Consider the following 25,848-nt stretch of genomic DNA (forward strand, 5'->3'; position numbering starts at 1 on the left):
TGTCTATATCCATGAAGGCGATGGAGGGCCCGTGATGTACGACGTATTGGCCATTGGTGAAGTGTTGATTGACTTTAGCGTGGTGACGTCGACAGACGTACCGCAGATGTTCGGCTCGGCAGGCGGCGCGCCCGCGAACGTGCTCGCGGCCGTGGCGAAGCTCGGTGGTCGATGCAGAATGGTGGCAGGCGTGGGAGACGACGCGTTCGGCGACTTCGTTTGCCGCGTGCTCAAGGCCGTCGGCATCGACGACAGTGGCGTGGTACGCGTTGGGGCCCGGACTACGCTGGCGTTTGTTCACATCGCACCAGACGGCGAGCGCTCGTTTTCGTTCGATCGCCATCCAGGCGCAGACACCCAGCTTCGGCCCGAACATCTGCAGTCCGAGTGGTTCGAGCAGACGAAATTGGTGCACCTCGGATCGCTCGCGCTTTCTGACGAACCTGCCCGTTCCGCTGCCCACCATGCGCTCGATCTCGCCCGCCATGCCCATCGCGTGGTGACCTTCGATGTGAATTACCGTCCTGCCCTGTGGCGGGACCCTCGCGAAGCGGTGGAGCAGTCGCTCCGCGTCATTGGCCTCGCGGATGTAGTGAAATGCTCAGAGGAAGAACTGCGCTTGCTCACCGGACGACACAACCCGGAAGAAGCTCTCCTTGAGTTGACCCACGCGTTTCCCGGAACGCGGTTCTTGGGTACCCTCGGCCGGGCCGGGTCCCTCGCGGTCATCCAAGGCGAATGCCGCCATATCCCTTCCATTCCCGTCCAGGCCGTGGACACGACCGCCGCGGGCGACGCGTTCTTTGGTGCTCTCCTCTACCAAATGACAAACGACGCGGATCCCGAGGCGGTCCGAAAGCGCCTCCAGGACGATGCGTTCTGGCTTTCCGCGCTTCATTTTGCCAATGTCGCGGGCGCACTGACGGCCTCGCGCCGTGGCGCCATCGACGCCCTTCCGACCCTTTCCGACATTTTGGAACATATGCCTGCTTGACACGTCGTCGAGAGAGACGGTATAAAGGAGCAAAATGTCCAGAAACGTCAGGCGAGGCTCCTCTGGGGCACCGGCGACAGAGTCAGGGAGGATGCGTGGCAGATGCAGATACCCATCGGCCTCTTGGGATGTGGCACCGTAGGCGCAGGCGTGGTATCGCTGGTGCGCAGAAGGGCGGACCGCGTCGCCAACATGACCGGTTTGCGCCCTGTGATTCAGAAGATCCTCGTGCGCGATCTTCATAAGGACCGCGGCGTGCACTTTGAACACGAACAACTCACGACGTCCGCCGAGGACATCCTGGGTGATCCCGACATCCAAATTGTCGTGGAGACCATCGGAGGTATTGAGCCTGCGCGCACCTACATTCTTGAGGCTTTGGCGCGCAAAAAGCACGTCGTCACGGCGAACAAGGATCTCATCGCGCTTCACGGCCCGGAGATTCTCCAGACAGCCGCGGCGAATGGGGTCAGCATTCTGTTTGAGGCGTCGGTGGGCGGCGCCATACCCCTCCTGGGGCCGCTGCAGGAGAACCTCACCGCAAACGAGGTCACGGATCTCAAGGGCATCATCAATGGAACCACCAATTTCATTTTGTCCAAGATGACGGAAGAGGGCCTTGACTTCGACGAGGCGCTGGCCCTCGCGCAGGAACTGGGCTACGCAGAGGCGGATCCGTCGAGCGACGTCGACGGCCTCGACGCCGCGCGCAAGCTCGTCATTCTGGCTTCCATTGCGTTTCACACCGAGGTGCATTTGTCGGACGTCCGCGTCGAAGGAATTCGACATGTGACGGCCAGCGACGTGCGATATGCAGATGAGGCCGGATATGTCATCAAACTGCTGGCCGACGGTCGGGATCGCAATGGACGGCTGTCGTTGTCCGTGCGTCCGACGCTCATTCCCAAGAGCCATCCTCTGGCTCACGTCTCGGACGCCTTCAACGCCCTGTTCGTTCGCGGGGACGCCGCGGGAGATCTCATGTTTTTCGGCCGCGGCGCCGGTCGAATGCCCACGGCGAGCGCCGTGGTCGGCGATATCATCGCGCTCGTGCGCAACCTGAAACTGGGCGTCGTGACGAGTTGGCCGTACGCGCTTGCGGGAAGCCGCAAGCCGGTGGTCGACTTCGAGGACGATCTCTACAAGTTCTACTTCCGGCTCATGGCAGCCGATCAGCCCGGCGTCTTTGCGCAAGTGGCGCACCTGTTTGGGGAACTGCGGGTGAGCATGGAGACGGTCTTGCAGAAGCGTGTGGCGGGCGGACAGGCCGAGATTGTCATCGTGTCCCACGAGATCCCGGGTAAGCTTGCGCACGAGGTGGCCACACGGCTTCGTTCGATGCCGAATATCGCGGTGGAAGCAGTCATGCCGGTCGAGCCGGTCAACGAGTGAGCGGGTGCTTGGACACCCGCTTTTTTTCCTCCACCGGGCTGGGAACAATCAAGCCTTTTCAAAATCGATATGCAAGCGGTTTCATTCATTTGGAGAGGCGTTCGGCAATTGACAGCCGGGGCCGAGCGTACTACAATGACGAGCAAGTCATCCAATTCGCGTGACAATTCGAGTGCTTCAGGCACTTGAGTTGGCGGTCTCATTTTGACGGAATATTTCGTCAATCGATCTTTGCCAACCGACGAGGACACGCGAGAGAGAAACTCGCCGATGGGGCGAGAGAGGGGCGTTGGACGTGGCATCACAGGTTTTTCTCGACGGCGATTTTGTCTCCAGCGACGCAGCCAGCGTGTCGGTGTTCGATCACGGCCTCCTTTACGGCGATGGCGTCTTCGAAGGAATCCGCGCATATGACGGAAATGTCTTCCGCCTCAAGCCGCACATCGAACGACTTTATCGTTCGGCCAAGTCTATTCTTCTCGAGATTCCGTATACGCAGGACGAATTGACAGAGCTCGTATGCGAGACCGTTCGGCGCAATCATCTGTCTTCGGCGTACATCCGCCTCGTGGTCACGCGCGGCAGCGGGGACCTGGGGCTGAATCCATACAACTGCGCGAAGGCCCGCGTGTTCATCATCGCGGAACAGCTCTCGATGTTTCCGAAGGCGCTGTACGAGCAGGGCATCCGCGCCATCACGGCTGCCACGCGGCGCACGCGGGGCGACGTGCTCAATCCGAAGATCAAGTCACTCAACTATCTCAACAATATACTCATTAAAATGGAAGCGATTCATGCGGGTGCCAATGAAGCGATTGTCCTCAACCACGAGGGCTATGTGGTAGAGGGTTCCGGCGAGAACATCTTCATCGTGCGCGATGGCGTTCTCATTACCCCTCCGGCCTATCTCGGGGCGCTCGAGGGCATCACGCGCCAAGCGGTGATGGATTTGGCTCCTTCACTCGGCCTTGAGGTGCGGCAAGAGCCGTTCACCCAGCACGACGTGTACGTGGCGGACGAGGTGTTTCTCACAGGGACAGCGGCGGAGATTGTCCCGGTGGTCGAGGTGGACCGCCGCGCCGTTGGTCAAGGCGTTCCGGGGCCGGTGACGAAGCGGGTGCATGCGGCGTTCCAGGAAATTGTACGCACGGACGGTGTGCGAATTGAAGCAGCCCACGTCTGAACCCAGCGCTTCCGCGCGAGGTTCACTCTTGGCGACGTGGTTGATGCGCTGAACGCGATGGCACGGAAGATGGAGTCGAGATCGGTCTAAGCGACGTAGAGACGCGAAAAAAGAGATAGACAAGGTTTTGCGAGGAGTGGCAAATCTATGAGAAGCGACATGATCAAGAAGGGTGTGGACCGGGCGCCACACAGGGCCTTGCTGTATGCCACGGGCGTTAAACCCAGGGATCTGTCCAAACCGTTTATCGGTGTGTGCAACTCGTACGTCGACATCGTTCCGGGCCACGTTCATCTCCGTGAATTCGCGGAGGTCGTGAAAGATGCCATCCGCCAGGCCGGCGGCGTTCCGTTTGAGTTCAACACCATCGGGGTGGATGACGGAATTGCGATGGGGCACATCGGCATGCGGTATTCGCTCGCGAGCCGTGAGCTCATCGCCGATTCGGCCGAGACGATGATCAACGCCCACTGGTTTGACGGCGTCTTTTTCATCCCCAACTGCGATAAGATCACGCCTGGCATGCTCATGGCGGCCGTGCGCTGCAACGTGCCGGCGGTGTTCGTCTCCGGCGGTCCGATGGAAGCGGGCAGATCCCGCACGGGTCGTCCGCTTTCCCTGAGTTCCGTCTTCGAAGGCGTGGGCCAGTACATGAGCGGCCAGATTTCCGAAGACGATCTGCTGGATCTGGAGCGCAATGCCTGTCCCACGTGTGGCTCGTGTTCCGGCATGTTCACCGCCAACTCTATGAACTGCATCATGGAGATGTTGGGCATCGCACTCCCCGGCAACGGCACGCTGGTCGCCACGTCCAAGGAGCGGCACGAGCTCATCTATGAGGCCGCCAAACACCTCATCCGCATGGTGGAGCAGGACATTCGGCCGCGCGACATCATCACCCGCGAAGCCATTGATGACGCGTTCGCGCTGGATATGGCCATGGGCGGATCGACGAATACCGTCCTGCACTTGATGGCCATCGCGCACGAAGCGGGCATCGACTATTCCCTGAGCGATATCAACGAAATTGCCAAAAAAGTTCCGTATCTCGCAAAGATCAGCCCTGCGTCGGAGTACAGCATCCAGGACGTGCACCGCGCTGGCGGCGTCTCGGCCATCATCCGGGAGTTGTGCGAACACACGGATGCGGTTCACCCGGATCGCATCACGGTGACGGGCAAGACGCTGTACGAGCAAGTCAAGGACGCGAAGATCCTTGACGAGCGCGTCATCCGCCCGGCTTCGAACCCGTACAGCCGCGAAGGCGGTCTGTCCATCCTGTTCGGCAATCTCGCGCCAGACGGGGCGGTGCTGAAAGTCGGTGCGGTCGATCCCGACATCCAGCGGTTTGTGGGCCGCGCTATCTGCTTCAACTCGCAGGACGAGGCGATGGAGGGCATCAACAGCGGCAAGGTGCAACCGGGTCACGTCGTGGTCATTCGCTACGAAGGGCCGAAGGGCGGGCCGGGGATGCCTGAGATGCTGGCGCCCACGTCGTCCATCGTGGGACGGGGCCTCGGCCGCGAGGTGGCCCTCATCACGGATGGCCGATTCTCAGGGGCCACGCGAGGGATTTGCGTCGGCCATATCTCGCCTGAGGCGGGCGTAGGTGGGCCAATTGCGCTCGTCGAGAATGGGGACGAGATTGAGATTGACATTCCGAATCGCACCATCACCCTGAGGGTGTCGGATGAGGAACTGGCAGCGCGCAGGGCGCGTTATCAGCCGCCCGCGAAAGAGAAGCTCACGGGCTACCTCGCTCGCTATCAGAAGCTGGTCACGTCGGCGAACACCGGTGCAGTACTGACGGTGGACGCATGAGAACCCTTGTGGAGAGGAGGAAACGCGATGCCTGGAATGTCAAAACCGGCAGATGACGAGACGCTGACGCGCTCGGGAGAAGGCGGAGCCATGTGGATGAAAGGTGCCGACATGGTCGTAGAGGCGCTGCGCCGAGAGCAGGTCGAAGTCATCTTCGGGTATCCCGGTGGGGCGGTGCTACCGCTGTACGACGCGCTCTACCAATGTGGCATTCGCCACGTCTTGACGCGCCATGAGCAAGGGGCCATTCACGCTGCGGAGGGCTACGCTCGCGTAACGGGGAAGCCGGGCGTCGTGATTGCCACAAGTGGGCCAGGCGCCACCAATCTCGTCACCGGCTTGGCCGACGCGATGATGGACAGCATTCCGCTCGTCGCCATTACGGGTCAGGTGGCAAAGACCGTGATTGGCACCGACGCGTTTCAGGAGACGTCCATCATTGGCATCTCGACGCCCATCACCAAGCATAACTATCAAATCCGGCACGCGTCGGAAATTCCGAAGGTCTTCAAAGAGGCGTTTCACATCGCCAACTCGGGCCGTAAAGGGCCTGTGCTGATCGATATTCCCAAGGACGTGTCAGGGGAAGAGGCGTGGTTCGCGTATGACGATCCGCCGCAGCTGCCTGGATATCAGCCGACCGTGGTGCCTCACCACATGCAGATTCGGAAGTTGATGCACGGCCTGCAACACGCCAAGCGGCCCGTGGTGCTGGCGGGAGCCGGCGTGCTGCATGCGAGGGCGACCGAGAAGCTCCTGGCGTTTGTCGAAAAGTATCAGCTTCCGGTGGTACAGACGCTGCTCGGCCTCGGCAGCTTTCCGGCGTCTCATCCGCTGTGCCTCGGCATGGGCGGGATGCACGGAAGCGCGGCGGCCAACAAAGCGCTCTACGAGACGGACTTCCTCATCAATCTCGGCGCCCGGTTTGATGACCGCCTGACCGGCAAGTTGGAGCACTTCGCGCCGCACGCCGTGGTGGCGCACATCGACATCGATCCGGCCGAGATTGGCAAAAACGTGCCTACCGACATTCCGGTGGTGGGCGACGTCGGCGAGGCGCTGTCCATGATGCTCAGCATCGATGTTCCACCGCCGGACGCGGACGCGTGGCGCGAAGAGTTGCTGCGGGTGAAAAGGGAACTTCCGTTTTGGTGGGTGCAAGATGGGAAGCACATCAAGCCGCAGCGGCTGATCGCGGAAATTGCGCGGATCACGCAAGGGGACGTCGTCGTCACGACGGACGTCGGCCAGCACCAGATGTGGGCTGCGCAATTCTTCCCGCTGAATCAGCCGGACCGGTGGGTGACCTCCGGTGGACTGGGCACCATGGGTTTCGGCTTACCAGCGGCCATTGGTGCCCACTTTGGACAGCCGGATAAGCTCGTGGTGGCTATCCTGGGCGACGCGGGGTTCCAGATGACGCTGCAGGAACTCGCCGTGATTGGCGAACACCGGCTTCCCATCAAGGTCGTGATCGTCAACAACAGCGCGCTCGGCATGGTGAGGCAGTGGCAGGAGCTGTTTCACGGCGAGCGGTACTCGGAATCGCTGCTTCCGTGGCAGCCTGACTTCGTGAAGTTGGGTGAGGCGTACCGCATTCCCTCGGCGCGCGTGGAGCGGGACGAGGAACTGACCGCAGCGCTTGAGGCGTTTCTCCGCGAACCGGGGCCAGGGCTCCTGGAGTGCGTGGTGGATCCGAATGAGAACGTGTACCCGATGGTCGCGCCGGGCACCGGGATCCACCAGATGGTGGGGGTGAGGCCATGACGCCTGTCCTGTCCGTGCTCGTGCACAACAAACCCGGCGTACTCAACCGAATCACGGCGCTCTTTATGCGCAAGGGGTTTAACATCCAGAGCCTCACCGTCTGCATCACGGAAAACCCGGAGATTTCGCGCATGACGATTGTCATGAGCGACATGGACGAGGCTGCGCTGGAGCAGGTCATCAAGCAGCTTCACAAACAGATTGACGTGCTGAAGGTGACGGATCTCACGGATCAGGCGATGGTCGCACGAGAGCTGGCGCTCATCCGGGTGTCGAGCCCCATCGCCGAGCGCGCGATTATCCATTCGCTCATCGAGCCGTTCCGGGCGAACATCGTCGATGTCGGGCGCGAGACGGTGACGGTGCAGGTGACGGGCGATGCGGAGAAGATCGACGCGCTTATTGCCCTGCTCCGGCCGTATGGCATTCGCGAATTGGCACGCACGGGGCTGACGGCGCTGCCGCGCGAGGCGGCGTCCTCGGCCGACCCGAAGCGCGCCGGAGAGGCGCAGGTCCTCCACATCTAGATGGGCGGCGGGGTGGGATGTGAAGCCCCGCCAAGACGCACCTGTAACCACCTGGATTCTCTAACCGCAATCTCTACATATGCGAGGAGTGGATGCAATGGAGAAAATTTATTATGACGCCGATATCTCGATTCAACCCCTGGCGGACAAGCGCATCGCTGTCATCGGCTACGGGTCCCAAGGACACGCCCACGCGCAAAACCTCCGGGACAGTGGTTTTGACGTCGTGATTGGGCTTCGGCCAGGTTCGTCCTGGGCCAAAGCGGAGGCCGATGGATTCCGCGTCATGGCGGTCGGCGAGGCGGTGGAAGAATCGGACGTGATCATGATCCTGTTGCCGGACGAGCGGCAGCCGGCCGTCTATGAGCGGGAAATCCGCCCGTATCTCACGGCGGGCAAGGCGCTCGCGTTTGCCCACGGGTTCAACATTCACTTCTCGCAGATCCAGCCGCCGAAGGAAGTGGACGTGTTCATGGTGGCGCCAAAGGGGCCTGGACACCTCGTGCGCCGCGTGTACGAAGCGGGGGGCGGCGTGCCAGCGCTCATCGCCGTGCATCAGGATGCGAGCGGCCAAGCGAGGGATCTCGCGCTCGCGTATGCGCGCGGCATTGGCGCGGGGCGGGCGGGCATCCTCACCACCACGTTCCGCGAGGAGACCGAAACGGATCTGTTCGGCGAGCAGGCGGTTCTCTGCGGAGGGCTGTCCGCGCTCATCAAGGCGGGCTTCGAGACGCTGGTGGAGGCCGGCTACCAGCCGGAGATTGCGTATTTCGAGTGCCTGCACGAGATGAAGCTCATCGTGGATCTCATCTATGAAGGCGGTTTGGAGTACATGCGGTACTCCATCTCCGACACGGCGCAGTGGGGCGACTTCACGTCGGGTCCGCGCATCATCACGGAAGAGACGAAGAAGGAGATGCGCCGCATTCTCGCTGACATCCAAAGCGGCGCGTTCGCCAAGAGCTGGATTCTCGAGAACCAGGCCAATCGGCCGATGTTCAACGCCATCAACCGGCGCGAGCTCGAGCATCCCATTGAGGTGGTGGGCCGCAAGTTGCGCAGCATGATGCCCTTCATCAAGGCGAAGCGGCCGGGGGACGATCGCGTCCCGGCCACTGCGGACCGGGCGTGATGGCGCGGCATTTCGGCACCGGGCGGGCGCAGCGTGCGCTCGCCTGCGCATTCTGCAACATGCGAGCTGAAAGGGACGGATGGCATGACAAAGAACATTGCAATCTTGCCCGGTGACGGCATCGGCCGAGAAGTCACGGCGGAGGCGGTCAAGCTGATCCAGATCGTCGCCGCGAGCCGGGGGGAGACGTGGAACCTCGAAGAGGGCCTGATTGGCGGCGCTGCGTTCGACCAGACCGGCTCGCCGTTGCCAGACGAGACGGTGCGGCTCTGTCGCGCGGCAGACGCTGTGCTGCTCGGCGCGGTAGGCGGGCCGAAATGGGATCATCTCCCTGGAGACAAGCGCCCCGAGGCAGGGCTGCTCGGCATCCGCAAGGCGCTTGAGGTCTACGCGAATCTTCGGCCCATCCGGACCTGGCCAGGGCTGTTGCTGGCCTCGCCGCTCAAGCCGGAGCTTGTCGAAGGCGTGGATTTCATCATCGTGCGGGAGTTAACGGGTGGGCTTTATTTCGGCCAGCCGAAGGCCCGCCTCGATGGCGGCGAAGCGGTGGTGGACACGCTTCACTACACGCGCGCCGAGATCCGCCGCGTGGTGAAGGTGGCCTTTGAACTCGCGAAAGGCCGGCGGGGGCGCGTGACGTCGGTCGATAAGGCGAATGTGCTCGAATCGAGCCGCGTGTGGCGCGAAGTGGTGGAAGAGGTTGCGCCCGAATACCCAGGCGTTTCGGTGGAGCATTTGCTGGTGGACAACGCCGCCATGCAGATCATCACGAGGCCGAAGACGTTTGATGTGATCGTGACCGAGAACATGTTTGGGGACATCTTGAGCGACGAGGCGGCCGTCATCACGGGATCCATCGGCATGTTGCCTTCCGCGAGCCTCGGCGAAGGGGGGCCTGGCCTGTACGAGCCCGTGCACGGTTCAGCGCCGGACATCGCGGGACAGGGCCTCGCCAATCCGCTGGCCACGTTTCTGTCTGTGGCGCTCATGATGAGGCATTCCCTGCATCTCCCCGAGGCGGCTGACGCCATCGAGCAGGCGGTGCATGGCGTGATCGAGCGCGGCATCCGAACGCGCGATCTCGCCCGGAGTGGCGAGGCGTTTGTCAAAACCGCTGAAGTCAGTGCGATGGTTTGCGAAGACGTGAAAAGGAGGCTCGGTTGATGGGGAGGACTCTGTTCGAAAAAGTCTGGGACGCGCACGTGGTCAAGGAACTGCCGGATGGACAGACGCTTCTCTACATTGACCTGCACCTCGTCCACGAGGTGACGTCGCCTCAGGCGTTTGCCGGACTTCGTTTCGCGGGGCGCAAGGTTCGCCGGCCCGAACTGACGTTTGCGACCATGGATCACAACGTGCCGACGGTGAATCCGAAAGATGTCCGAGACGCCATTGCGCGCAAGCAGATTGAAACGCTTGAGCAGAACTGCCGCGATTTCGGCGTCCAATTGGCGGGGCTCGACAGTCCCTTCCAGGGCATCGTACACGTCATCGGACCGGAGCTCGGCCTGACCATGCCGGGGAAGACGATTGTCTGCGGCGACAGCCACACGTCGACGCACGGCGCGTTCGGCGCGCTCGCCTTCGGCATCGGCACGAGCGAGGTGGAGCACGTGCTCGCCACGCAGTGCCTCTGGCAGAGCCGACCGAAGACCATGCGCATTCAGCTGAATGGCTCGTTACAACCGGGTGTCACCGCCAAGGACGTGATCCTCGGCCTGATTGCGAAATACGGTGTGAATTTCGGCACGGGTCACGTCGTGGAGTACGCTGGCAGCCTGATCCCAGAGCTCAGCATGGAGCAGCGGATGACCATCTGCAACATGTCCATCGAGTTCGGCGCCCGTGCGGGCATGATGGCGCCGGACGAGACGACCATCGCCTACGTCCAGGGCCGGCGCTACGCGCCGAAGGGCGCGGATTGGGAAGCGTGCGTCGCCGCGTGGCGTGAACTGAAGTCCGATCCCGACGCCGTGTTTGATGTCGACGTGGTCTTCGATGTGAATGACCTCGAGCCGCAGGTGACATGGGGCACCAATCCGGGCCAGGGGGTTGGCATCAGCGGCGTCGTGCCGGATCCGAAGGACGCGAAGTCCGAGGAGGAGGCGCTGGCCATCCGTCAGGCGCTTGAGTACATGGACCTGAAGCCGGGAACCAAAATCTCCGAGATCCCCATTCAGCACGTGTTCATCGGCTCGTGCACGAACGCCCGCATCGAGGATCTGCGCTTGGCCGCGAGCATCGTGAAAGGCCGGCGCGTCGCGGACGGCGTGCGCGCGGTGGTGGTGCCGGGATCGAAGCAGGTGAAGCAGCAGGCGGAGGCCGAGGGGTTGCACGAGATCTTCCTCGAAGCGGGCTTCGAGTGGCGCGAGCCTGGCTGCAGCGCGTGCCTCGGCATGAATCCTGACATCATCCCGGCTGGGGAGCGGTGCGCATCGACGTCCAACCGCAACTTCGAAGGACGGCAGGGCAAAGGAGCCCGCACGCATCTTGTCAGCCCGGCCATGGCGGCCGCCGCGGCCATCGCTGGGCACTTCGTCGACGTGCGCGAGCTGACCTCGGAAGGAGTGACGGCGTGATGGAGCCCTTGGTCAAGCACGAAGGCCTCGTGGTCTGCATGAACCGCGTCAACGTGGATACGGATCAAATTATCCCGAAGCAGTTCCTCAAGCGGATCGAGCGCGATGGGTTCGGCGAGTTCCTGTTTTTCGACTGGCGGTACCTGCCGGATGGATCGCCCAATCCCGACTTCGAGCTGAATCGACCGGAAGCCCAAGGCGCGACCATCCTGCTCGTCGACGACAACTTCGGCTGCGGATCTTCTCGCGAACACGCGGTATGGGCGCTGCGCGACTACGGGTTTCGGGTCATCCTCGCCCCGTCGTTCGCTGACATCTTCTACAACAACTGCTTCAAGAATGGGCTTCTGCCCATTCGCATTCCGCGCGAGCTATATAAACAACTCTCGGAGTCGCACGCGCGCGGCGAATGGCGGCGGATGACGGTGGATCTCGAGCAGCAGACGGCCGCGACCGATCACGGCGTGACCTTTTCCTTCGAGGTCGATCCGCACAAGCGGCACATGCTGCTCCATGGGCTCGACGACATCGGCATCACGCTTCAATACGAGGCCGAGATCGCCGCGTACGAGGCTTCGCGCCGTCCGTATCAGTTCGTCTACGCGTAAAAAGAACGCCCGCTCGGCCGCCGGGTATCGCCGCCCGGCGGCCTCTGTTTGCGCGCGCCTCGCCCTGTGATACACTACCCGCGGAGAGCGAGGGACGTTCATGTCATGACGCCAATGGCGGAGCAAGTGACCGAGATGATTCGCTGGATCTTTTCCTCCTATAGCCGCGTGCCGCGCGAGCGCAGGCAGGGGTTCGATCGCGACGTGCGCCACCCCGAGTGGACGCGGCGGCTGCTCGACGCGTTGGGTCGGCCGGACGAGCACGTGTACAACGTCGCTGTGACTGGGAGCAAGGGAAAGGGATCGCACGCCATCCTCACCGCCGCCATGTTGCAGCAGATGGGCGTGCGCGTCGGGCTGTTCACCAGCCCCCATTTGATCGATTTCCTCGAGCGCATTCGACTGCAGGGCATGCCGATTCCAGAAGAAGACTTTGTGCGGGTTGGCCAGCGGGTTCGTGAAGCCGCGTCGGCGCTTCCCGTGCCGGAGGATCAGTACATCGGCCCCGTTGGACTCGTGGCTGTCATGGCCGCCATATGGTACGAAGAACAGGGCGTCGAGGCCGCCGTGTACGAACTCGGCCGCGGCGCGCGCCACGACGACGTCAACCAGGTGGTGCACCGCGGGGCCATCATCGCGCCTATTTTCGGCGAACACCTGGACAGGCTGGGGCCGACCTGGGAAGATGTCGTGATCGCCAAAATGGGCATTCTGACGGAGCACACGGCCTGGACGTCGTTGAGTCTACAGCCGCCGCTGTCGCGCAAGGTGATGGCGCCCTTTTTGACGGCGTTTCGGGCCAAGGGCGGCGAGGTGCACGAAGTCGGCAACGACCTCGAGTGGTCCCTCGACGACGCCCGTTTGCGCGTGCAGGTCCGCGGCCCCGGATTTACCGCGGACATCCAGGTGGACGAGCGCCTCGTGCCGTACGCAGACAACCTTGCCGCTTCCGCCGCCGCGGCGCATCGGGTGTTGCGCGATCTCGGCCGACCGGCGAGGGAAATCGCCGTAGATCTGCGCGGCCTCGTGCTGATTGGGCGGCTGCAGCTCGTGCGGCGCGAGCCGGACGTCGTGATCGACGGCGCCATCCACAGCCTGAGCGCGGCGTACGTGCGCCGATTCGCCGAGGCCTGGCGCGCGCGGCGAGGTGAGGGCGGCCGCATTCATCTCGTCCTGTCCCTGCCCGACGACAAGGACGCCGAAGGTGTGATACGCGAACTCGGGCCCATCGCGCATCGCATCCTGTTCACCGAGACCACGAACCCAGCGCTCCATTTCACGCGGGACCTGGTATCGCTCGCGGCGGCGCTTGGGTATGCCGCGTCCCGCGAAGCGAATCCGGAGGACGCTATCCGCCTAGCACTCGCGGATGCGTCCCGAGACGATCTCGTCCTCCTCGTCGGCACCCAGTCGTTCGTGGGCGATGCACTGCGCTACTTCGATGTGCCTACGGGATGCATCTGGACGCGGTCTGGAGAGGATGGGACGGCGTGTTGACTCAGCTGCTTCTTATCGGCCTCGGAATTGGCCTCGACAACGGACTCGCCGCCGTCGGACTCGGCGCGTCCGGGCTCAGCCGCCGCGCACAGTGGCGCGTCGCTATCCTCTTTGCCATCTTCGAGGCGTGGATGCCTGTCCTGGGCATCTGGGTGGGTCGCGAGGTGGCGAGCGTGCTCGGCCGAAGCGCGCATATCGTAGGCATCGCTCTCTTGGCCCTGCTCGGTCTCTACAGCCTCTTCAAGCGGCGGGAGGACGAGGACGAAATGGACGCCGTGGAGCGCGCCCGCGGTCTGCAGATCATCCTGCTCGCCATCGCGCTGTCCATCGACAACCTGACCGTCGGATTCAGCCTAGGCATGATGCGCGCGCCGCTCGCCTTCGCCGGCGTCGTGTTTGGCACCGTGAGTTTTCTTCTCACCGTCGCTGGGCTCGAGGCGGGGCGCTTCCTCGCCTCACGGTTGGAGCATCTGCCGGCCGAGCGGTTGACGGGCCTCGTGCTCCTCGCCGTCGCGGGCTGGATGGCCGCCATGGCATGACAGCCCGCGTATCCTTGTCTTGCCGAAACTTGACGGTTTTTGAGCGTACCGACGGATGTAGTATAATGACCGAGTACAAAATACGGCATTGGGCGATCTCGCTGAGACCCAGGGGATGCGGGCGAGATCGCGAGGGATGAGGAGGTTCTGCTCATGGCAGCGGAAACGACATTCAAAGCCGGGCTGGAAGACGTGGTCTCCAACACGTCCGAAATCTGCTTCTTGGATGGGAAACAGGGTCGCCTTCTGTACTACGGGTATGATATCCACGATCTCGTCGACGGCGGCGCGTCGTTTGAGGAGGTCGTGTACCTTCTGTGGCACGGCGATCTGCCGAATCAGTCGCAACTGAAAGCGTTCACCGAGGAACTTGCCCGTGAGCGGGCATTGGCTGAACCCGTGCTCGACCTGTTGAAACGGCTTCCGAAGGACGCGAACGCGATGGCGGTTCTTCGCACGGCAGTCTCCTTCCTCGGTCTGTACGATCCGGATGACGGCGACGAGAGCCTAGAGGCGAACTACCGGAAAGCCGCCCGCCTCGTCGCGAAGATTCCGACCATCGTCACCTCGTTCGAGCGCATCCGCCAAGGACTGGACCCCGTGGAGCCGGATCCATCGCTGAGCGCCGCTGCGAACTTCTTCTATCTCCTCCGTGGCACGAAGCCTTCCGAATTCGAGGAGAAGGCCTTCAATACCGCACTGATCCTGCACGCAGATCACGAATTGAACGCTTCGACGTTCTCGGCGCGCGTCACGGCGGGCACGCTGTCGGACATGTATTCCGCTATCACGTCGGCCATTGGGACGCTCAAGGGACCTCTGCACGGCGGCGCTAACGAGCAGGTGATGCGCATGCTGCTCGAAATTGGCGAACCCAGCAAGGCCATTGCCTGGATTGACGAGGCGCTCGCGCAGAAGAAGAAGATTATGGGCTTTGGCCATCGCGTGTATCGGACGGAAGATCCGCGCGCGACGCACCTTCGCCAGCTCAGCAAACAGGCGGGCGAGTTGAAGGGCGAAACGAAATGGTTCGAGATGTCCCAGGCCATTGAAAAGCACATGCTCGAGGTAAAGGGCCTGCACGCGAACGTCGATTTCTATTCGGCGTCGCTCTACTATTCGCTCGGCATTCCGACGCACTTGTACACGCCCATCTTCGCGTGCAGCCGTATCTCGGGGTGGACGGCACACGTGCTCGAGCAATATAAGAACAATCGACTCATCCGCCCGCGGGCCGAGTACGTTGGACCGACGGATCGCAAGTTTGTCCCGCTCAGCGAGCGCTGAGCAGGTGTTGTAAGGCTTCGGCGGACGGCGGCGCACCTCTTTTTGGGGTGCGCCGTTTGACGCTTTTTCGAGCCAGGATTCCGCCCATATCGGACCGTGTACCAGTCCCAGCGCCTTCGCCCGCTGGCGCGAATTCGCAGTGCGCAATCTGCCCTCCCGGGGCATGCTATCGCCAGGGAGGGATGCATCATGGCGAAAAGCAATCGCCTGTTGCTCGGGCAAGCGTCGCGGGCGCTTCAGGACATGAAGTACGAGATAGCCGGAGAACTCGGCATCACACCCCCCGCGGACGGGTACTGGGGTTTCGTCTCATCGTACGAGAACGGTTCCATCGGTGGCAGTATAACCAAAAGGCTTGTCCGTTATGCGCAGGAGCGTTTGGCGCAGGGAGACGCGGGTTCGCCGTGAGGCTCGGGAAGGCGGCGAGCGAAGGCTGGGGTCGTGACCCCAGCCTTCCGCATGTTCTGGGGACAAAACAACACCCCGCACCGGCGGGGTGTTGGCGAACCGATGTCGTTCGTCAGTGGACGATATTGTTCTGGGCTTCGGTGGGTGCGGAAATTTTGCTGAGCGCCGCTCCCGCCTCGTTCACATGGATGTCGACGGTGGCGAGATCGCCAATGGACAGGATGCCGCAGAGGTCGCCGCGCTCGTCCACGATGGGCAGGCGCCGGATCTGGTGCTGCGCCATGAGATCGGCAGCTTCGTGCGCGTCCATGTCAGGCCGCCCGGTGACAACCGCTTTGGTCATGCAGTCCTCGACTCGGGCGTCGCATTTGCCCTGCGCCACGGCCTTCAGCACGATGTCGCGATCCGTCACGATACCGACCACGCGTCGATTTTCGCACACAGGGATGGAACCACAGTTTTCGCGTTTCATCGCCTGGGCGGCCTTCTGGATGGAATCGGTGGCCGAGCAGCAAGCGACGTCTGTGGTCATGATCTGCTGAACTTTCATGCCCAGTCCCTCCTTGGTGTCATCGGTTCACACGCCGTAGTATGTCCCATGAGCGACGTGCACGAAGGGTCAGGAGGTAGTGGATCGATGGGATGCGCGCCAGTCTGTCACGGCCTTGACCGCGGTGCCGATGCCCCAGATAGCGACCAATTCTCGGATCAGCAGGTCAAGCGGTTGTTGAGAGCCCAACGCGCGAAGAACGGGGGCAGGGAGCCCTATCCAGGGCGACAGGGCCCACGCGAAGGACACCATCCCGACGCCCAGAAGCGCCAGGACGCTGGTGCGAGTGCGCTGGCGCGCCGCCCAAATGGCCCAGACGCCAAGCCCAAGGTAGAGGTAGGCCTCCACGGGCGTGAATCGAAAATAAAGGCCAAGGTCCCGGCTCAAGGTGCCTGCCGCACCAAGTGCGGCGTAGAGCCACCCGACGATTCGACAAACCCATCTCGGTTTCAAGAACCGCACCTCACTTCACCTGTTTGTCCCATGTGTATGCGAGTCCCAAACCGGCCATGTCGTTCGATGTCCGTTCAAGCGCCCGTGTGGTATGTTAATACGTGATTTGGTCGGGGAGGGGTTGTCGTTGGCCATCTCGTCGGAAAAGCGGACAGGCCGACGTGTCGGCGCCGTGATCGGCTTCGTGCTGGCCCTTCTGGCGCTTCTCGTGGGGGCGCTTGTCGTGTGGAAATCTCGACACGCCTTGCCTGTGGTCGAGACGGCGCCTGTGTCGCTGCAGCGAATCGAGCGGGTGACCCTGGCGGCAGGCACGGTGCGCCCGGTGGCCCGCCAGATCGTCAATTTGGACAACCTGCCGGCTCCTGTCGAGCGCGTGCTGGTGCACGTGGGGCAGCGCGTGCAAGCGGGGCAACCGCTCATTCAGTTGAGCACGGCTTCCGCGGAAGCCAGCGTGCAGGCCGCGGAATTGGCGCTCTCCGATGCCGAATCGGCGTATCAGCGCGTGTTGGCGCAATATAACCTGGCGCCGACGGCGCTCAAGGCGCTGTTTCTTCCGCAGCTGAACGCGGCCGAGGCTTCGGTGGCTTCGGCGAGAAGTCAGCTCGCACAGGCGGAGGCCAACGAGGCCCAGTTGACCATCACGGCGACGATGTCGGGCATCGTGCTCATCGCAAACCCGAACGGCGTGGACGCGGACGGGAATCAGACGCCGGTCGTCGAGGTGGCGAGCCCAGCAAAGGACGTCGTCATGGATCTGTCGGAAGTCGACGCAGCTCAAATCAAGGTGGGCATGACGGCCACGATGCAAACGGATGCATATCCCAATCAGACGTTTACCGGCTCGGTGACGTCCATCGCGCCGTACGCGGAGCTCTCGTCAAGCGGGGCGCCGGTCGTGGAGGTGACGGTGCAGCCGCGCGGATCGTTTCCGGTTCCATATGGATATCAACTCACCTGCCGGATCCTCAGCCGCTCGCCATCGCCCGTGCCCACGGTGCCCTACAGCGCCATCGTGCAGAACGGTACCGGCTATGCGGTGTACGAGTGGAGGAACGGCCACGTCTATCTTGTGCCAGTGAAGCTCGGCATGACGAGCGATACGGCGGTGCAGGTGCTGTCCGGAGTCGCTCCTGGCAATCGGGTCGTGATCAATCCGCCGGACAATCTCGTGAACGGAGAGGCAGTGCGCACATCATGATTCGCCTCGTGGGCGTGACAAAGTCGTACACTGTCGGCGAGCAGGTCATTCCCGTGTTGAAGGGCATCCACCTCGAGGTTCAGCGGGGCGAGTTCGTCGCGGTCATGGGTCCCTCGGGCAGTGGCAAATCCACGCTCATGCACATCCTCGGGCTCCTGGACCGGCCGAGCTCGGGCGACTATGAGCTGAACGGTGCGTCGGTGCTTGGCCTGCCTTCGAACGATCTCGCCCGCCTGCGCAATCAGAACATCGGGTTTGTGTTTCAGAATTTTCACCTCATCCCGCGCATGTCTGCGGTGCGCAACGTGGAGCTTCCGATGGTCTACGCAGGCGTTCCTCGCGCCAAACGGCGAGCGCGCGCCATGGAACTGCTCGAGATGGTGGGTATGGCCAATCGAGCCCATCATCTGCCGAATGAGCTGTCGGGAGGTCAGCGGCAGCGCGTCGCCATTGCCCGCGCGCTCGCCAACGATCCGGCCGTCCTGCTCGCCGATGAACCCACCGGCGCGCTCGACCAGCAGACGGGCGCTGAGATCCTCCGCATTCTCCGGGATTTGCACGCGGCCGGGCGGACCGTCATGGTCATCACGCACGATGCCCACGTTGCGCGCGCCGGCCAGCGCATCCTGCACATGGTCGATGGCGAGATCGTCCGAGAGGAGGTACCGGATGAGCCTCGATGAGATGCTCCGTATGGCCTTGGCTTCGCTTGCCGCCAATAAGACGCGAGCATTCCTCACGATGCTCGGCATCTGGATTGGTGTGGCTTCCATCCTCGCCATTGTCGCCATCGGCAACGGCGGCAAAGCGCTGGTCATTGGGGCCATCTCAAGCGGAAGTCAGCAGAACGTCATTCAAATTGTGCCGAGGGAACTCGTTGCGCCCGGCCTGCCGCAGCCAGGGCAGGTGCTCTCCATCGACGACTCCGATCTCGCCATCGCCGCGTCCTTCTCCGGCGTGGAGAGCGTGAATGAGACCTTCTATGGCACGGCCGTGGTGCAGAGTGGAGACAAGTCGGACAATGTGACGCTGTTCGCAGGTCCCGCGGACTTGGATCGCCTTGCCCGTTTCATGGTCGTTCGCGGTCATATGTTCACTGCGGAGGACGTGTTGTCTCACCGTAACGTTGCGGTCATCAGTGAGTCGCTCGCGAATAAGCTTTTTGGGAGCGGAAATCCGCTCGGTGCAATCATCACCCTGTCCGGCGTGCCGCTCGAGGTCGTTGGTGTGGCGCAGCCGGAGCAGGCAAGCCTCTATTCGTTGGTGATGGGGAGCGACAATCTGTACATCCCCGATACCACGTGCCAAGATATTTTCCCCAACTGGACAGCGTCTGAAATGGATGTCGTGGTGAGTCCCGGCGTCAATGTCCAGAGCCTGGCGAAACGAATCGTGCTCGCGCTCAACATCCATGCGGGCGATCCGACGGCCTTCGTCGACTCGTCAGGGCTCGTCGCGAGCGTCGCGGCTTTGATCGGAAAGGTGACGACCATCTTGACGGCCGTGATCGGCGCGGTGGCGGGGATCGCGCTCCTCGTGGGCGGGGTTGGCGTCATGAATATCATGCTGGTGTCGGTCACCGAACGAACGCAGGAGATCGGCATTCGCGTCTCACTCGGTGCTAGGAAACGTGACATCGTGCTCCAGTTTCTTGTGGAGTCTATGGCCATCACCTCGTTAGGAGGTGTCGCCGGCATTGCGACTGGGCTTGCGGTGAGCACCGCCCTGCGCGCGTTCACTGGCATTCCGGCTTTCGTGCCCTGGCCGATTGGCGTGTTGGCATTCGTCTTCTCGGCCGCCATCGGCGTCGTCTGTGGACTCTATCCGGCCGTGAAGGCCGCGAATCTCAATCCGATTGACGCCCTGCGGTACGAATAAGTTGCGCACTGTTTGTACCTATCTGGGCTGTCCAGTATACTGAGTGCAGAGAGTGTGAAGATAGGCGACATCGAGGTTGTGCTTGATAAGGATGGTTGCGGATGCGCTTGGGGTTGAACATCGAGTACGACGGAAAAAATTATGATGTGTTAGAACTTCCAAATGAGGCGTTTGTTTGCCTTCTGCCGTGCATGACACCGGAGCAGTACAATCGGATCAATCGGCGTTTTGAGGACGTTTGGCCGGATGTGACGGTTCGGAGGAATCACATCCTCGCGTTTACGGCGGAGCGAGTTCACACGCCGGTCGATTACGTGTTTCTGTACCGAGGGCCGTTCTGGTTCGACGACGAGGATTTGGACCGATACATTCAGGCACATACCATGCAGGGTTACCGCCCCTGTTGATAGACTTGGAGGAACTCGGTTGGCTTCGGAGCGCACCGTGATCGTATTTTTTGCGGGGAACGAAGTGGGGGGCGCTGCCACGCACCTCATGACTTGGGCGAAGGCGCTCAAGGGCGCGCAGGTCGACTACCGCTACCGCTTGATCAGCCTGGGCGACGGACCACTGGCGAACGAACTGCGGCAGTTGGGGATGTTGCACGGGTCGGTGGCAGGCACGGTTGGCGCCATACGCGATTTGGCTCGTGTGCTCCGGCGCGAGCGCGCGTGGATTCTCCATTCGCACGGACCTCGCATGAATATGTTGGCATCGTTCGCCGCATCGAGTGCGGGGGTCATCTGGACCGCTACGATTCACAGCCATCCTCGATACGACTTCGAGGGGCACCCCTTCAAAGCCGCTTTGTTTCCCAGCCTACATCTGTGGCGTCTGTCTCGCGCGCGGGGCCTGTTTGTGGTTCAGCCCGCGCTCGGAGACGTGCTTCCCTGCCGGACCATCCTCGAGGTTCCCAACGCGTTTTTTCCACGGCCTCCCAGGGCATCGCGCGACGTGTGCGCAGCGGAGTGGCGAAATCGGTTGGGGCTGAAACCAGAGTCGAGACTCATCGGCGTCGTGGCTCGGCTCGATCCTGTGAAACAGATCCACGTCGCCATCGCCGCCTTGGCGCGTCTCTCGGACTTGGACGTTCACTTGCTCGTCGCTGGTGACGGACGAGATCGCACCCGATTAGAAGCGGCAGCCGAGGCGTGTGGCGTCCGCCACCGAGTTCATTTTCTAGGTCATCTGCAGGATGTGCGCGACGTGTATTGCGCCATCGACATCCACGTGTTGCCTTCGAAGAGTGAAGGAGCTCCGACCTCCGTGTTGGAGGCCGGCTATTACGGGGCCGCGAACATCGGATCGGATGTTCCTGGGATTCGGCGCATGCTGCTTGATGGAGAGGCTGGTGTGCTTGTGCCGCCTGGCGATGTACAGGCTCTTGCCGATGCGGTGCGGCGACTTCTGATGGACACTCAGGCGCGGGATGTCTACGTGGAGCGGTTTCAGCGGCTCGTGCTGCCGAGGTATACGCCGGAGCGCATGATCGTCGCGTACGAGCGGGGTTACACCGTTCTCGAGGAAGATGCGGTGCGAAGCGGCTGGAAGCTTCCGGCGAACTCTTGAATAGACGAGGTGAATGCATGATGTGGCGTCGGCGGCGCGTGTGGCGCGTTCGCTTCTTACCCCCGAGCCCTTATGGCGATCCCGCCCCTGCCGGCTGGACCTTTTTGCTGGTCACCGTGTTCTGGTACCTCATCGTGGAAACCATCACGGGCAAATCCACATTTGGACTTCTGCGCGCTGGCGCGCTCTACCCGCCGCTCGTGGAGCACGGCCAGTGGTTTCGCGTCCTGAGCACGATGTTTGTCCACGTGAGCCTCTGGCACATCCTCGTGAATATGATCTCGCTGTGGACGTTGTTTGCGGTGGAGCAGGCGCTGTCGACGCCTGTGTTCATCGCGTTGTACGTCATCTCAGGGGCGGTCGGCAGTTTGCTGACGTTGCCCATCTCACCGGATCAGGTCTCGGCGGGCGCGTCGGGGGCCATCTTCGGCCTGTTCGGGGCGATGCTCGCGCTCGCCTTGATGGGCATGTTTCCGCCGTATGTCCGCAACCAGTTGCTGATGGTGCTCGCGGTCAATGTCGTGATCGACATCATGAACCTGGGGACCATCGGGTGGATGGCGCACTTGGGTGGGCTTGCGACCGGAATGGCCCTGACGTACGGATTTGCGAAATGGCTCCGGAATCCGCGGTTTTGGACAGTGCTCGCTTGGATATGCAGCTTGGCCTGTGGCCTCAGTCTCGTGTGGGATCTGGCGACGCCGTTGCCACTGTCCTGGTGAGGCATTCAATTCCTGATTGCAAATTGTCTAGGGAGGCCGTATACTACTCATCGTAGTGTTGACCTGTCGGACGGCGCATGATGTCCACGTGCGCCATGGCGAGTGCAGTCAACTGCAAATGGAAGAGGACTTACACTTAAAGGGTTAGGACCTCTGAGGACTAACTTTCCCCCGTGGTGTAAGTGCGATTCCACATGCCTTTTTCTCAAGAACGGCATGGCCGATTTGTTTGTAAAGGGGGACTTTTTTCATGGACACGATGGGGCGTCACGTCATTGCAGAGCTTTGGGAGTGTGATCCGGAGCGTCTGAACGACGTTCACGGGATCGAGCGCGCCATGGTGACCGCGGCCTTGGAGGCGGGCGCGGAGGTTCGCGAAGTTGCGTTCCACAAGTTTGCACCGCAGGGCGTCAGCGGCGTCGTCATCATTTCGGAGTCGCATCTCACCATTCATAGTTTCCCCGAGCATGGCTACGCGAGTATCGATGTGTACACCTGCGGGGATCGCATCGATCCAAATGTGGCGTGCGACTATATCACGAAGTACCTGGGCGCGAAGCGCCTTGAAGCAATAGAGCTTCCTCGCGGCGTAGGCCAGATACAGGTGCACGATGTGAAGGTGCGCGCGTTGTAACGCAAGGGAGTGCCGCTCGGCCAACAAGGGGCGCCGGCTCGCCGGCGCCCCCGCGCATGCGCAGGGCGGGAAAGACGACCTGTTTATTCGTTCCTGCTCGGGACCGGTGCGCCTGCAAACACGCGCTCGTGGTGTGTCGGAATGCGTCGATCTAGCAGGATATTGCCGTTGCCCGCGTCCACGATGACCAGGTATTTGTCCTCGTCATCGCGCGCAATGGCCATATACACCAAGTTTGTGCGGATATTGCGGAGTTGGATGTCCTCGATCTTGCAACCTGGGTGTTCAGACATCACGGCCTTGCGCGCCTGAGCCTCGGTGCACTTGGCGTATTTCTGTAATTTCTTCGTATAGGCGTCGTGGCTGGCCTGGTATGCTTCTCGAAGGATCTCGCGTGAGACCTGAACGCTGGAATGGATTTCGAATTGGTGGGAAGGCCCGTTGACGGGTGCGTTCGGCTCGGCGGATTCCACGGCCGGAGCAGCGAGAACGTGCGCGGGCGCTTGCCACCAACCGGTCGATATGAGGCAGGCCGCCGCGGCTGCAGTGAGGAACCAACGTTTCATGGGGTTCACTCCTTTTCTTGGGCTTGTCGACCTTAGGATGTCCAATGTCGGCAAAACAATACATATTATGGAACTTTTGTTCTGGAGAACGCGAGAGATTTGGGATGTGTGCCAAGGAAACGCGAAATTGTACTTGCGCAATGGCCCGACAAGCTGTATAATCAGTCTCGTGCGTTGCGGGGCCGTAGCTCAAGGGGAGAGCACTACGCTGGCAGCGTAGGGGTTGTGGGTTCGAGTCCCATCGGCTCCACCATCTGGTGCACGGCGGCTCGGTAGCTCAGTCGGTAGAGCAGAGGACTGAAAATCCTCGTGTCGGCGGTTCGATTCCGTCCCGAGCCACCAGCCATGCGGAAGTAGCTCAGGGGTAGAGCATCGCCTTGCCAAGGCGAGGGCCGCGGGTTCGAATCCCGTCTTCCGCTCCAGGGCATTCGCTGCGAGACCCGGACGGGGCGAGTCTCTGTCCGGGTTGCGCGGCCTCATGGCGCCGTAGCCAAGTGGTAAGGCAGAGGTCTGCAAAACCTTCATCGCCGGTTCGAATCCGGCCGGCGCCTCCAGTTGAAAAATAATCGCGTAACGGCGCGGTTTGTCAGACTTGCCTTTGGCGTAGAGTTCCAGCGTTACCATGCGTGTTTTCCGCAAATCCTTTGCCCCTAGCGTGAAGGGAACGAGCAAAGGAGAGTGGGAACGACATGACATGGGAGGAAGCGTTGGAACTCTTTCTGCTTCAAAAGCGGTCTGAAGGCCGCGCCGCTTTGACGTTGCGGGATTACCGCCGTCATATCACTGCATTCTTCGCGTCTTGTTCTGCCCCTCTAAGCAACGAGAGCGAGCTTCGTCGTGCCATCCTTCACCACTTTTCTACACTACAAGTCTCAAGTCCTACCCACTTCAATCTAAGACGTGAATATCTTCGTGCATTCTTCCATTGGTGCAGAGCCGAGGGCTATATCAAAACTGACGTCATGCGGGGGATTGCAAGGCGCAAGAATGACGGAGCGTGTCGTCATGTCGATGCGCATGTGCTGAAGCGATTGCTTGCCGCTCCCGACCGCAGGACATATGTGGGGTTGCGAGATTACGCGCTGATGCTCGTACAACTCGACTGCGGACTGAGACCGGGAGAAGCGTTGCAATTGACCCCCGCCGATGTGCGATTAGATGCGCTCGAAATCCATGTCCCGTCCACCGTCGCAAAGACGCGGACAAGCCGTACAGTCGTCATGAGCATACAGACAGCGAAGGCGATTCGTAAGCTGACGAGTGCGCGGCCGGAGGACTGGACAGATGATGTTCCGCTGTTCGCCTCAGTTAACGGGAGGCGGCTGTCCGAAACCAAATGGGCGGCGCGGTTGCAACAGTACAGCGAACAGATAGGCGTACGCGTAACCCCGTACATGCTTAGGCACTCCAGTGCCATCATGTACCTGCGGAATGGCGGGAATGTGTTTGGTCTTCAGCGTCAGTTAGGACATGCCAGCATCAGTATGACCAAACGCTATGTCCACCTTGCCGACGAAGACCTGCATCAACAACATGCAATCGCGTCACCTGTTGCAAGCTTGCTCCCCAATCGTACGAGGGCGGGACGGGTACGATGACGCAACAGGAATACGAGCGCAGTTTGCTCGAAACCATGAGTGGGAGGAAGGAAAAGTGATGATGATTGATGAGGCGTTGTACGAGGATGTCGTTGGCCGTGTTGCCCATGAGACGCCACCGATTGTTGTGAGCGAGACGGTAGCGGACATACTGCGCGATGCAGGACTCCCCCGCGAGCAAGTATTGGAGTTAGAGGAACGGATTATGACGCAATGGGGAAAGGCAGAGCGTCAAGCTTACGAGCATGGTTTACGTGACGGTGCTCGACTGGCCGCATGGCTGTTGTGGCGGGGGGAATAACCCTCCGCTTTTTGTGTCTCAGAAATGTAAGCGCTTGATTTTGGCTTGTAAGGCCGCCGAAACATGCTGGGGATACAAACATACGTGGGGGAGGGCGAGAGTCCGCCAGAAAGCATTCTAGAGGCCATGTCCGTAATCGCGGCGTGTAACAGCGGGGGAAGAATCATCGCCCCCGCCCTAGTTTGCGCTCATAGTAGCGTATACGCATTGCCAGAGCAGTGTCCGCAACGAGCCATAGACCGACGATAGCAATTACCAGCATCATACGCATCACCTAAATCCAGTATAACACCACCCCCCAGGGGGAGAGCGTGTGCACGGGGGACAGCTACCAATCCACTCTCGAAATTTTCGGCTGTTCCGCATAAAACAGTAGTTAAGTAACTAAAACATATGTAGATACTCGGGATTTGGTTAAATGGTGATAATGTTTCGTAGTACGAAGGAAATGACGCTCCAGTGTGCATAGGGGGGAGAAATAACCGACTAATAGGGGGAGGATGAAAATTGCTCAAATTCCTGTGTGAAGCATGTGAAGCATTGTGAAGCATCGTGTGAAGCGATTTTCCGCATAACGGCGCGGTTTGTGAAGCTGTGAAGCATTTTCGTCAAAAAGTCGATTTCAGACTGGTAACTTACATTTGT

The 25,848-nt window shown here is 61.3% G+C and carries 26 protein-coding genes and 4 tRNA genes; 27 read left to right on the top strand and 3 right to left on the bottom strand.

The window, feature by feature from the left end; all coding sequences use genetic code 11:
- Positions 1-34: 34 nt before the first annotated feature.
- From AC27E8_RS05265 to AC27E8_RS05330, 14 genes are all read left to right on the top strand, one after another.
- On the top strand, positions 35-994 hold the full coding sequence (locus AC27E8_RS05265) for a carbohydrate kinase family protein (RefSeq protein WP_487098164.1): 960 nt from the start codon (positions 35-37) through the stop codon (positions 992-994).
- A 102-nt stretch (positions 995-1,096) separates the two neighbouring features.
- A complete protein-coding gene (locus tag AC27E8_RS05270; protein WP_012811495.1) occupies positions 1,097-2,386 on the top strand; it encodes a homoserine dehydrogenase in 1,290 nt (429 codons plus the stop codon).
- Positions 2,387-2,681: 295 nt separating this feature from the next.
- A complete protein-coding gene (ilvE, locus tag AC27E8_RS05275; protein ID WP_487098162.1) occupies positions 2,682-3,569 on the top strand; it encodes a branched-chain-amino-acid transaminase in 888 nt (295 codons plus the stop codon).
- A 147-nt stretch (positions 3,570-3,716) separates the two neighbouring features.
- A complete protein-coding gene (ilvD, locus tag AC27E8_RS05280; protein WP_487098160.1) occupies positions 3,717-5,390 on the top strand; it encodes a dihydroxy-acid dehydratase in 1,674 nt (557 codons plus the stop codon).
- Positions 5,391-5,426: 36 nt separating this feature from the next.
- Positions 5,427-7,157, top strand: a complete 1,731-nt coding sequence (gene ilvB / locus AC27E8_RS05285) for a biosynthetic-type acetolactate synthase large subunit (protein ID WP_487098425.1) — start codon at positions 5,427-5,429, stop codon at positions 7,155-7,157.
- Positions 7,154-7,684 (top strand): acetolactate synthase small subunit, encoded by a 531-nt coding sequence (gene ilvN / locus AC27E8_RS05290; RefSeq protein ID WP_014465095.1) that lies wholly within the window; start codon positions 7,154-7,156, stop codon positions 7,682-7,684. Before ilvB ends, ilvN begins: the two co-directional genes overlap by 4 nt.
- Positions 7,685-7,781: 97 nt before the next feature.
- Entirely contained in the window at positions 7,782-8,816 is a 1,035-nt protein-coding gene (gene ilvC / locus AC27E8_RS05295; RefSeq protein ID WP_487098158.1) for a ketol-acid reductoisomerase, read from the top strand.
- Between the two features lie 84 nt (positions 8,817-8,900).
- The gene (gene leuB / locus AC27E8_RS05300) at positions 8,901-9,980 is read left to right on the top strand and encodes a 3-isopropylmalate dehydrogenase (protein ID WP_487098156.1); all 1,080 of its coding nucleotides are present in this window, start codon (positions 8,901-8,903) and stop codon (positions 9,978-9,980) included.
- Positions 9,980-11,395 (top strand): 3-isopropylmalate dehydratase large subunit, encoded by a 1,416-nt coding sequence (gene leuC, locus AC27E8_RS05305; protein WP_487098154.1) that lies wholly within the window; start codon positions 9,980-9,982, stop codon positions 11,393-11,395. The genes leuB and leuC overlap by 1 nt, the downstream gene beginning before the upstream one ends.
- On the top strand, positions 11,395-12,003 hold the full coding sequence (gene leuD, locus AC27E8_RS05310; RefSeq protein ID WP_487098152.1) for a 3-isopropylmalate dehydratase small subunit: 609 nt from the start codon (positions 11,395-11,397) through the stop codon (positions 12,001-12,003). The genes leuC and leuD overlap by 1 nt, the downstream gene beginning before the upstream one ends.
- Before the next feature lie 105 nt (positions 12,004-12,108).
- Complete coding sequence (locus tag AC27E8_RS05315) at positions 12,109-13,500, top strand: glutamate ligase domain-containing protein (protein WP_487098150.1); 1,392 nt, start codon at positions 12,109-12,111, stop codon at positions 13,498-13,500.
- Entirely contained in the window at positions 13,494-14,039 is a 546-nt protein-coding gene (locus AC27E8_RS05320; protein WP_041695361.1) for a manganese efflux pump MntP, read from the top strand. The genes AC27E8_RS05315 and AC27E8_RS05320 overlap by 7 nt, the downstream gene beginning before the upstream one ends.
- A 153-nt stretch (positions 14,040-14,192) precedes the next feature.
- Entirely contained in the window at positions 14,193-15,326 is a 1,134-nt protein-coding gene (locus AC27E8_RS05325) for a citrate synthase (protein WP_014465088.1), read from the top strand.
- A 189-nt stretch (positions 15,327-15,515) separates the two neighbouring features.
- Positions 15,516-15,734 carry an alpha/beta-type small acid-soluble spore protein gene (locus tag AC27E8_RS05330; RefSeq protein WP_012811482.1) on the top strand — a complete coding sequence of 73 codons (219 nt, stop codon included), beginning with the start codon at positions 15,516-15,518 and terminating at the stop codon, positions 15,732-15,734.
- Positions 15,735-15,846: 112 nt separating this feature from the next.
- Here AC27E8_RS05330 and AC27E8_RS05335 read toward each other — a convergent pair whose 3' ends face one another.
- Entirely contained in the window at positions 15,847-16,284 is a 438-nt protein-coding gene (locus tag AC27E8_RS05335; RefSeq protein ID WP_008340229.1) for a CBS domain-containing protein, read from the bottom strand.
- Between the two features lie 69 nt (positions 16,285-16,353).
- Positions 16,354-16,746, bottom strand: coding sequence for a hypothetical protein (locus AC27E8_RS05340; protein ID WP_014465086.1), 393 nt, complete (start codon positions 16,744-16,746; stop codon positions 16,354-16,356).
- A 118-nt stretch (positions 16,747-16,864) separates the two neighbouring features.
- Between AC27E8_RS05340 and AC27E8_RS05345 the strand changes: the two genes are divergently transcribed.
- The 7 genes from AC27E8_RS05345 to speD all read left to right on the top strand — a co-directional run bounded on the left by AC27E8_RS05345 (position 16,865) and on the right by speD (position 22,738).
- Positions 16,865-17,935, top strand: coding sequence for an efflux RND transporter periplasmic adaptor subunit (locus AC27E8_RS05345; RefSeq protein ID WP_487098146.1), 1,071 nt, complete (start codon positions 16,865-16,867; stop codon positions 17,933-17,935).
- Entirely contained in the window at positions 17,932-18,618 is a 687-nt protein-coding gene (locus AC27E8_RS05350; RefSeq protein ID WP_487098144.1) for an ABC transporter ATP-binding protein, read from the top strand. The genes AC27E8_RS05345 and AC27E8_RS05350 overlap by 4 nt, the downstream gene beginning before the upstream one ends.
- Positions 18,605-19,813, top strand: coding sequence for an ABC transporter permease (locus tag AC27E8_RS05355; RefSeq protein ID WP_487098142.1), 1,209 nt, complete (start codon positions 18,605-18,607; stop codon positions 19,811-19,813). The genes AC27E8_RS05350 and AC27E8_RS05355 overlap by 14 nt, the downstream gene beginning before the upstream one ends.
- Before the next feature lie 101 nt (positions 19,814-19,914).
- The gene (locus AC27E8_RS05360; protein WP_008340235.1) at positions 19,915-20,220 is read left to right on the top strand and encodes a hypothetical protein; all 306 of its coding nucleotides are present in this window, start codon (positions 19,915-19,917) and stop codon (positions 20,218-20,220) included.
- A 19-nt stretch (positions 20,221-20,239) separates the two neighbouring features.
- Positions 20,240-21,382 (top strand): glycosyltransferase family 4 protein, encoded by a 1,143-nt coding sequence (locus tag AC27E8_RS05365; RefSeq protein WP_487098140.1) that lies wholly within the window; start codon positions 20,240-20,242, stop codon positions 21,380-21,382.
- Between the two features lie 17 nt (positions 21,383-21,399).
- Entirely contained in the window at positions 21,400-22,104 is a 705-nt protein-coding gene (locus tag AC27E8_RS05370; protein ID WP_487098138.1) for a rhomboid family intramembrane serine protease, read from the top strand.
- A gap of 250 nt (positions 22,105-22,354) precedes the next feature.
- On the top strand, positions 22,355-22,738 hold the full coding sequence (gene speD, locus AC27E8_RS05375) for an adenosylmethionine decarboxylase (protein ID WP_041695357.1): 384 nt from the start codon (positions 22,355-22,357) through the stop codon (positions 22,736-22,738).
- A gap of 83 nt (positions 22,739-22,821) precedes the next feature.
- Here speD and AC27E8_RS05380 read toward each other — a convergent pair whose 3' ends face one another.
- Entirely contained in the window at positions 22,822-23,304 is a 483-nt protein-coding gene (locus AC27E8_RS05380) for a PepSY domain-containing protein (protein ID WP_041695356.1), read from the bottom strand.
- Positions 23,305-23,482: 178 nt separating this feature from the next.
- On the opposite strand from AC27E8_RS05380, the gene AC27E8_RS05385 reads away from it, so the two are divergent.
- The 6 genes from AC27E8_RS05385 to AC27E8_RS05410 all read left to right on the top strand — a co-directional run bounded on the left by AC27E8_RS05385 (position 23,483) and on the right by AC27E8_RS05410 (position 25,203).
- A tRNA-Ala gene (locus AC27E8_RS05385) sits at positions 23,483-23,557 on the top strand.
- A 13-nt stretch (positions 23,558-23,570) separates the two neighbouring features.
- Positions 23,571-23,646 (top strand) — tRNA-Phe (locus AC27E8_RS05390).
- A 5-nt stretch (positions 23,647-23,651) separates the two neighbouring features.
- Positions 23,652-23,726 (top strand) — tRNA-Gly (locus AC27E8_RS05395).
- Between the two features lie 58 nt (positions 23,727-23,784).
- Positions 23,785-23,858: transfer RNA gene (locus tag AC27E8_RS05400), tRNA-Cys, on the top strand.
- Positions 23,859-24,011: 153 nt separating this feature from the next.
- Positions 24,012-24,902: a site-specific integrase gene (locus tag AC27E8_RS05405; protein ID WP_487111351.1), complete on the top strand. Its 891-nt coding sequence runs from the start codon at positions 24,012-24,014 to the stop codon at positions 24,900-24,902.
- Positions 24,903-24,960: 58 nt separating this feature from the next.
- Positions 24,961-25,203: a hypothetical protein gene (locus AC27E8_RS05410; RefSeq protein ID WP_487111353.1), complete on the top strand. Its 243-nt coding sequence runs from the start codon at positions 24,961-24,963 to the stop codon at positions 25,201-25,203.
- Positions 25,204-25,848: the final 645 nt, after the last annotated feature.

It is taken from the genome of Alicyclobacillus sp. CIJ1, from assembly GCF_057538885.1.

What these genes read in the sequence shown, in the direction of transcription:
- leuD (WP_487098152.1), top strand. Translation starts at nt 11,395, where the DNA reads ATGGAGCCCTTGGTCAAGCACGAAGGCCTCGTGGTCTGCATGAACCGC.
- AC27E8_RS05370 (WP_487098138.1), top strand. Translation starts at nt 21,400, where the DNA reads ATGATGTGGCGTCGGCGGCGCGTGTGGCGCGTTCGCTTCTTACCCCCG.
- leuB (WP_487098156.1), top strand. Translation starts at nt 8,901, where the DNA reads ATGACAAAGAACATTGCAATCTTGCCCGGTGACGGCATCGGCCGAGAA.
- ilvB (WP_487098425.1), top strand. Translation starts at nt 5,427, where the DNA reads ATGTCAAAACCGGCAGATGACGAGACGCTGACGCGCTCGGGAGAAGGC.
- AC27E8_RS05355 (WP_487098142.1), top strand. Translation starts at nt 18,605, where the DNA reads ATGAGCCTCGATGAGATGCTCCGTATGGCCTTGGCTTCGCTTGCCGCC.
- AC27E8_RS05325 (WP_014465088.1), top strand. Translation starts at nt 14,193, where the DNA reads ATGGCAGCGGAAACGACATTCAAAGCCGGGCTGGAAGACGTGGTCTCC.
- AC27E8_RS05350 (WP_487098144.1), top strand. Translation starts at nt 17,932, where the DNA reads ATGATTCGCCTCGTGGGCGTGACAAAGTCGTACACTGTCGGCGAGCAG.
- AC27E8_RS05315 (WP_487098150.1), top strand. Translation starts at nt 12,109, where the DNA reads ATGACGCCAATGGCGGAGCAAGTGACCGAGATGATTCGCTGGATCTTT.
- ilvN (WP_014465095.1), top strand. Translation starts at nt 7,154, where the DNA reads ATGACGCCTGTCCTGTCCGTGCTCGTGCACAACAAACCCGGCGTACTC.
- AC27E8_RS05410 (WP_487111353.1), top strand. Translation starts at nt 24,961, where the DNA reads ATGATGATTGATGAGGCGTTGTACGAGGATGTCGTTGGCCGTGTTGCC.
- speD (WP_041695357.1), top strand. Translation starts at nt 22,355, where the DNA reads ATGGACACGATGGGGCGTCACGTCATTGCAGAGCTTTGGGAGTGTGAT.
- ilvD (WP_487098160.1), top strand. Translation starts at nt 3,717, where the DNA reads ATGAGAAGCGACATGATCAAGAAGGGTGTGGACCGGGCGCCACACAGG.
- AC27E8_RS05360 (WP_008340235.1), top strand. Translation starts at nt 19,915, where the DNA reads ATGCGCTTGGGGTTGAACATCGAGTACGACGGAAAAAATTATGATGTG.
- AC27E8_RS05335 (WP_008340229.1), bottom strand. Translation starts at nt 16,284, where the DNA reads ATGAAAGTTCAGCAGATCATGACCACAGACGTCGCTTGCTGCTCGGCC.
- AC27E8_RS05270 (WP_012811495.1), top strand. Translation starts at nt 1,097, where the DNA reads ATGCAGATACCCATCGGCCTCTTGGGATGTGGCACCGTAGGCGCAGGC.
- AC27E8_RS05330 (WP_012811482.1), top strand. Translation starts at nt 15,516, where the DNA reads ATGGCGAAAAGCAATCGCCTGTTGCTCGGGCAAGCGTCGCGGGCGCTT.
- leuC (WP_487098154.1), top strand. Translation starts at nt 9,980, where the DNA reads ATGGGGAGGACTCTGTTCGAAAAAGTCTGGGACGCGCACGTGGTCAAG.
- AC27E8_RS05380 (WP_041695356.1), bottom strand. Translation starts at nt 23,304, where the DNA reads ATGAAACGTTGGTTCCTCACTGCAGCCGCGGCGGCCTGCCTCATATCG.
- ilvC (WP_487098158.1), top strand. Translation starts at nt 7,782, where the DNA reads ATGGAGAAAATTTATTATGACGCCGATATCTCGATTCAACCCCTGGCG.
- AC27E8_RS05265 (WP_487098164.1), top strand. Translation starts at nt 35, where the DNA reads ATGTACGACGTATTGGCCATTGGTGAAGTGTTGATTGACTTTAGCGTG.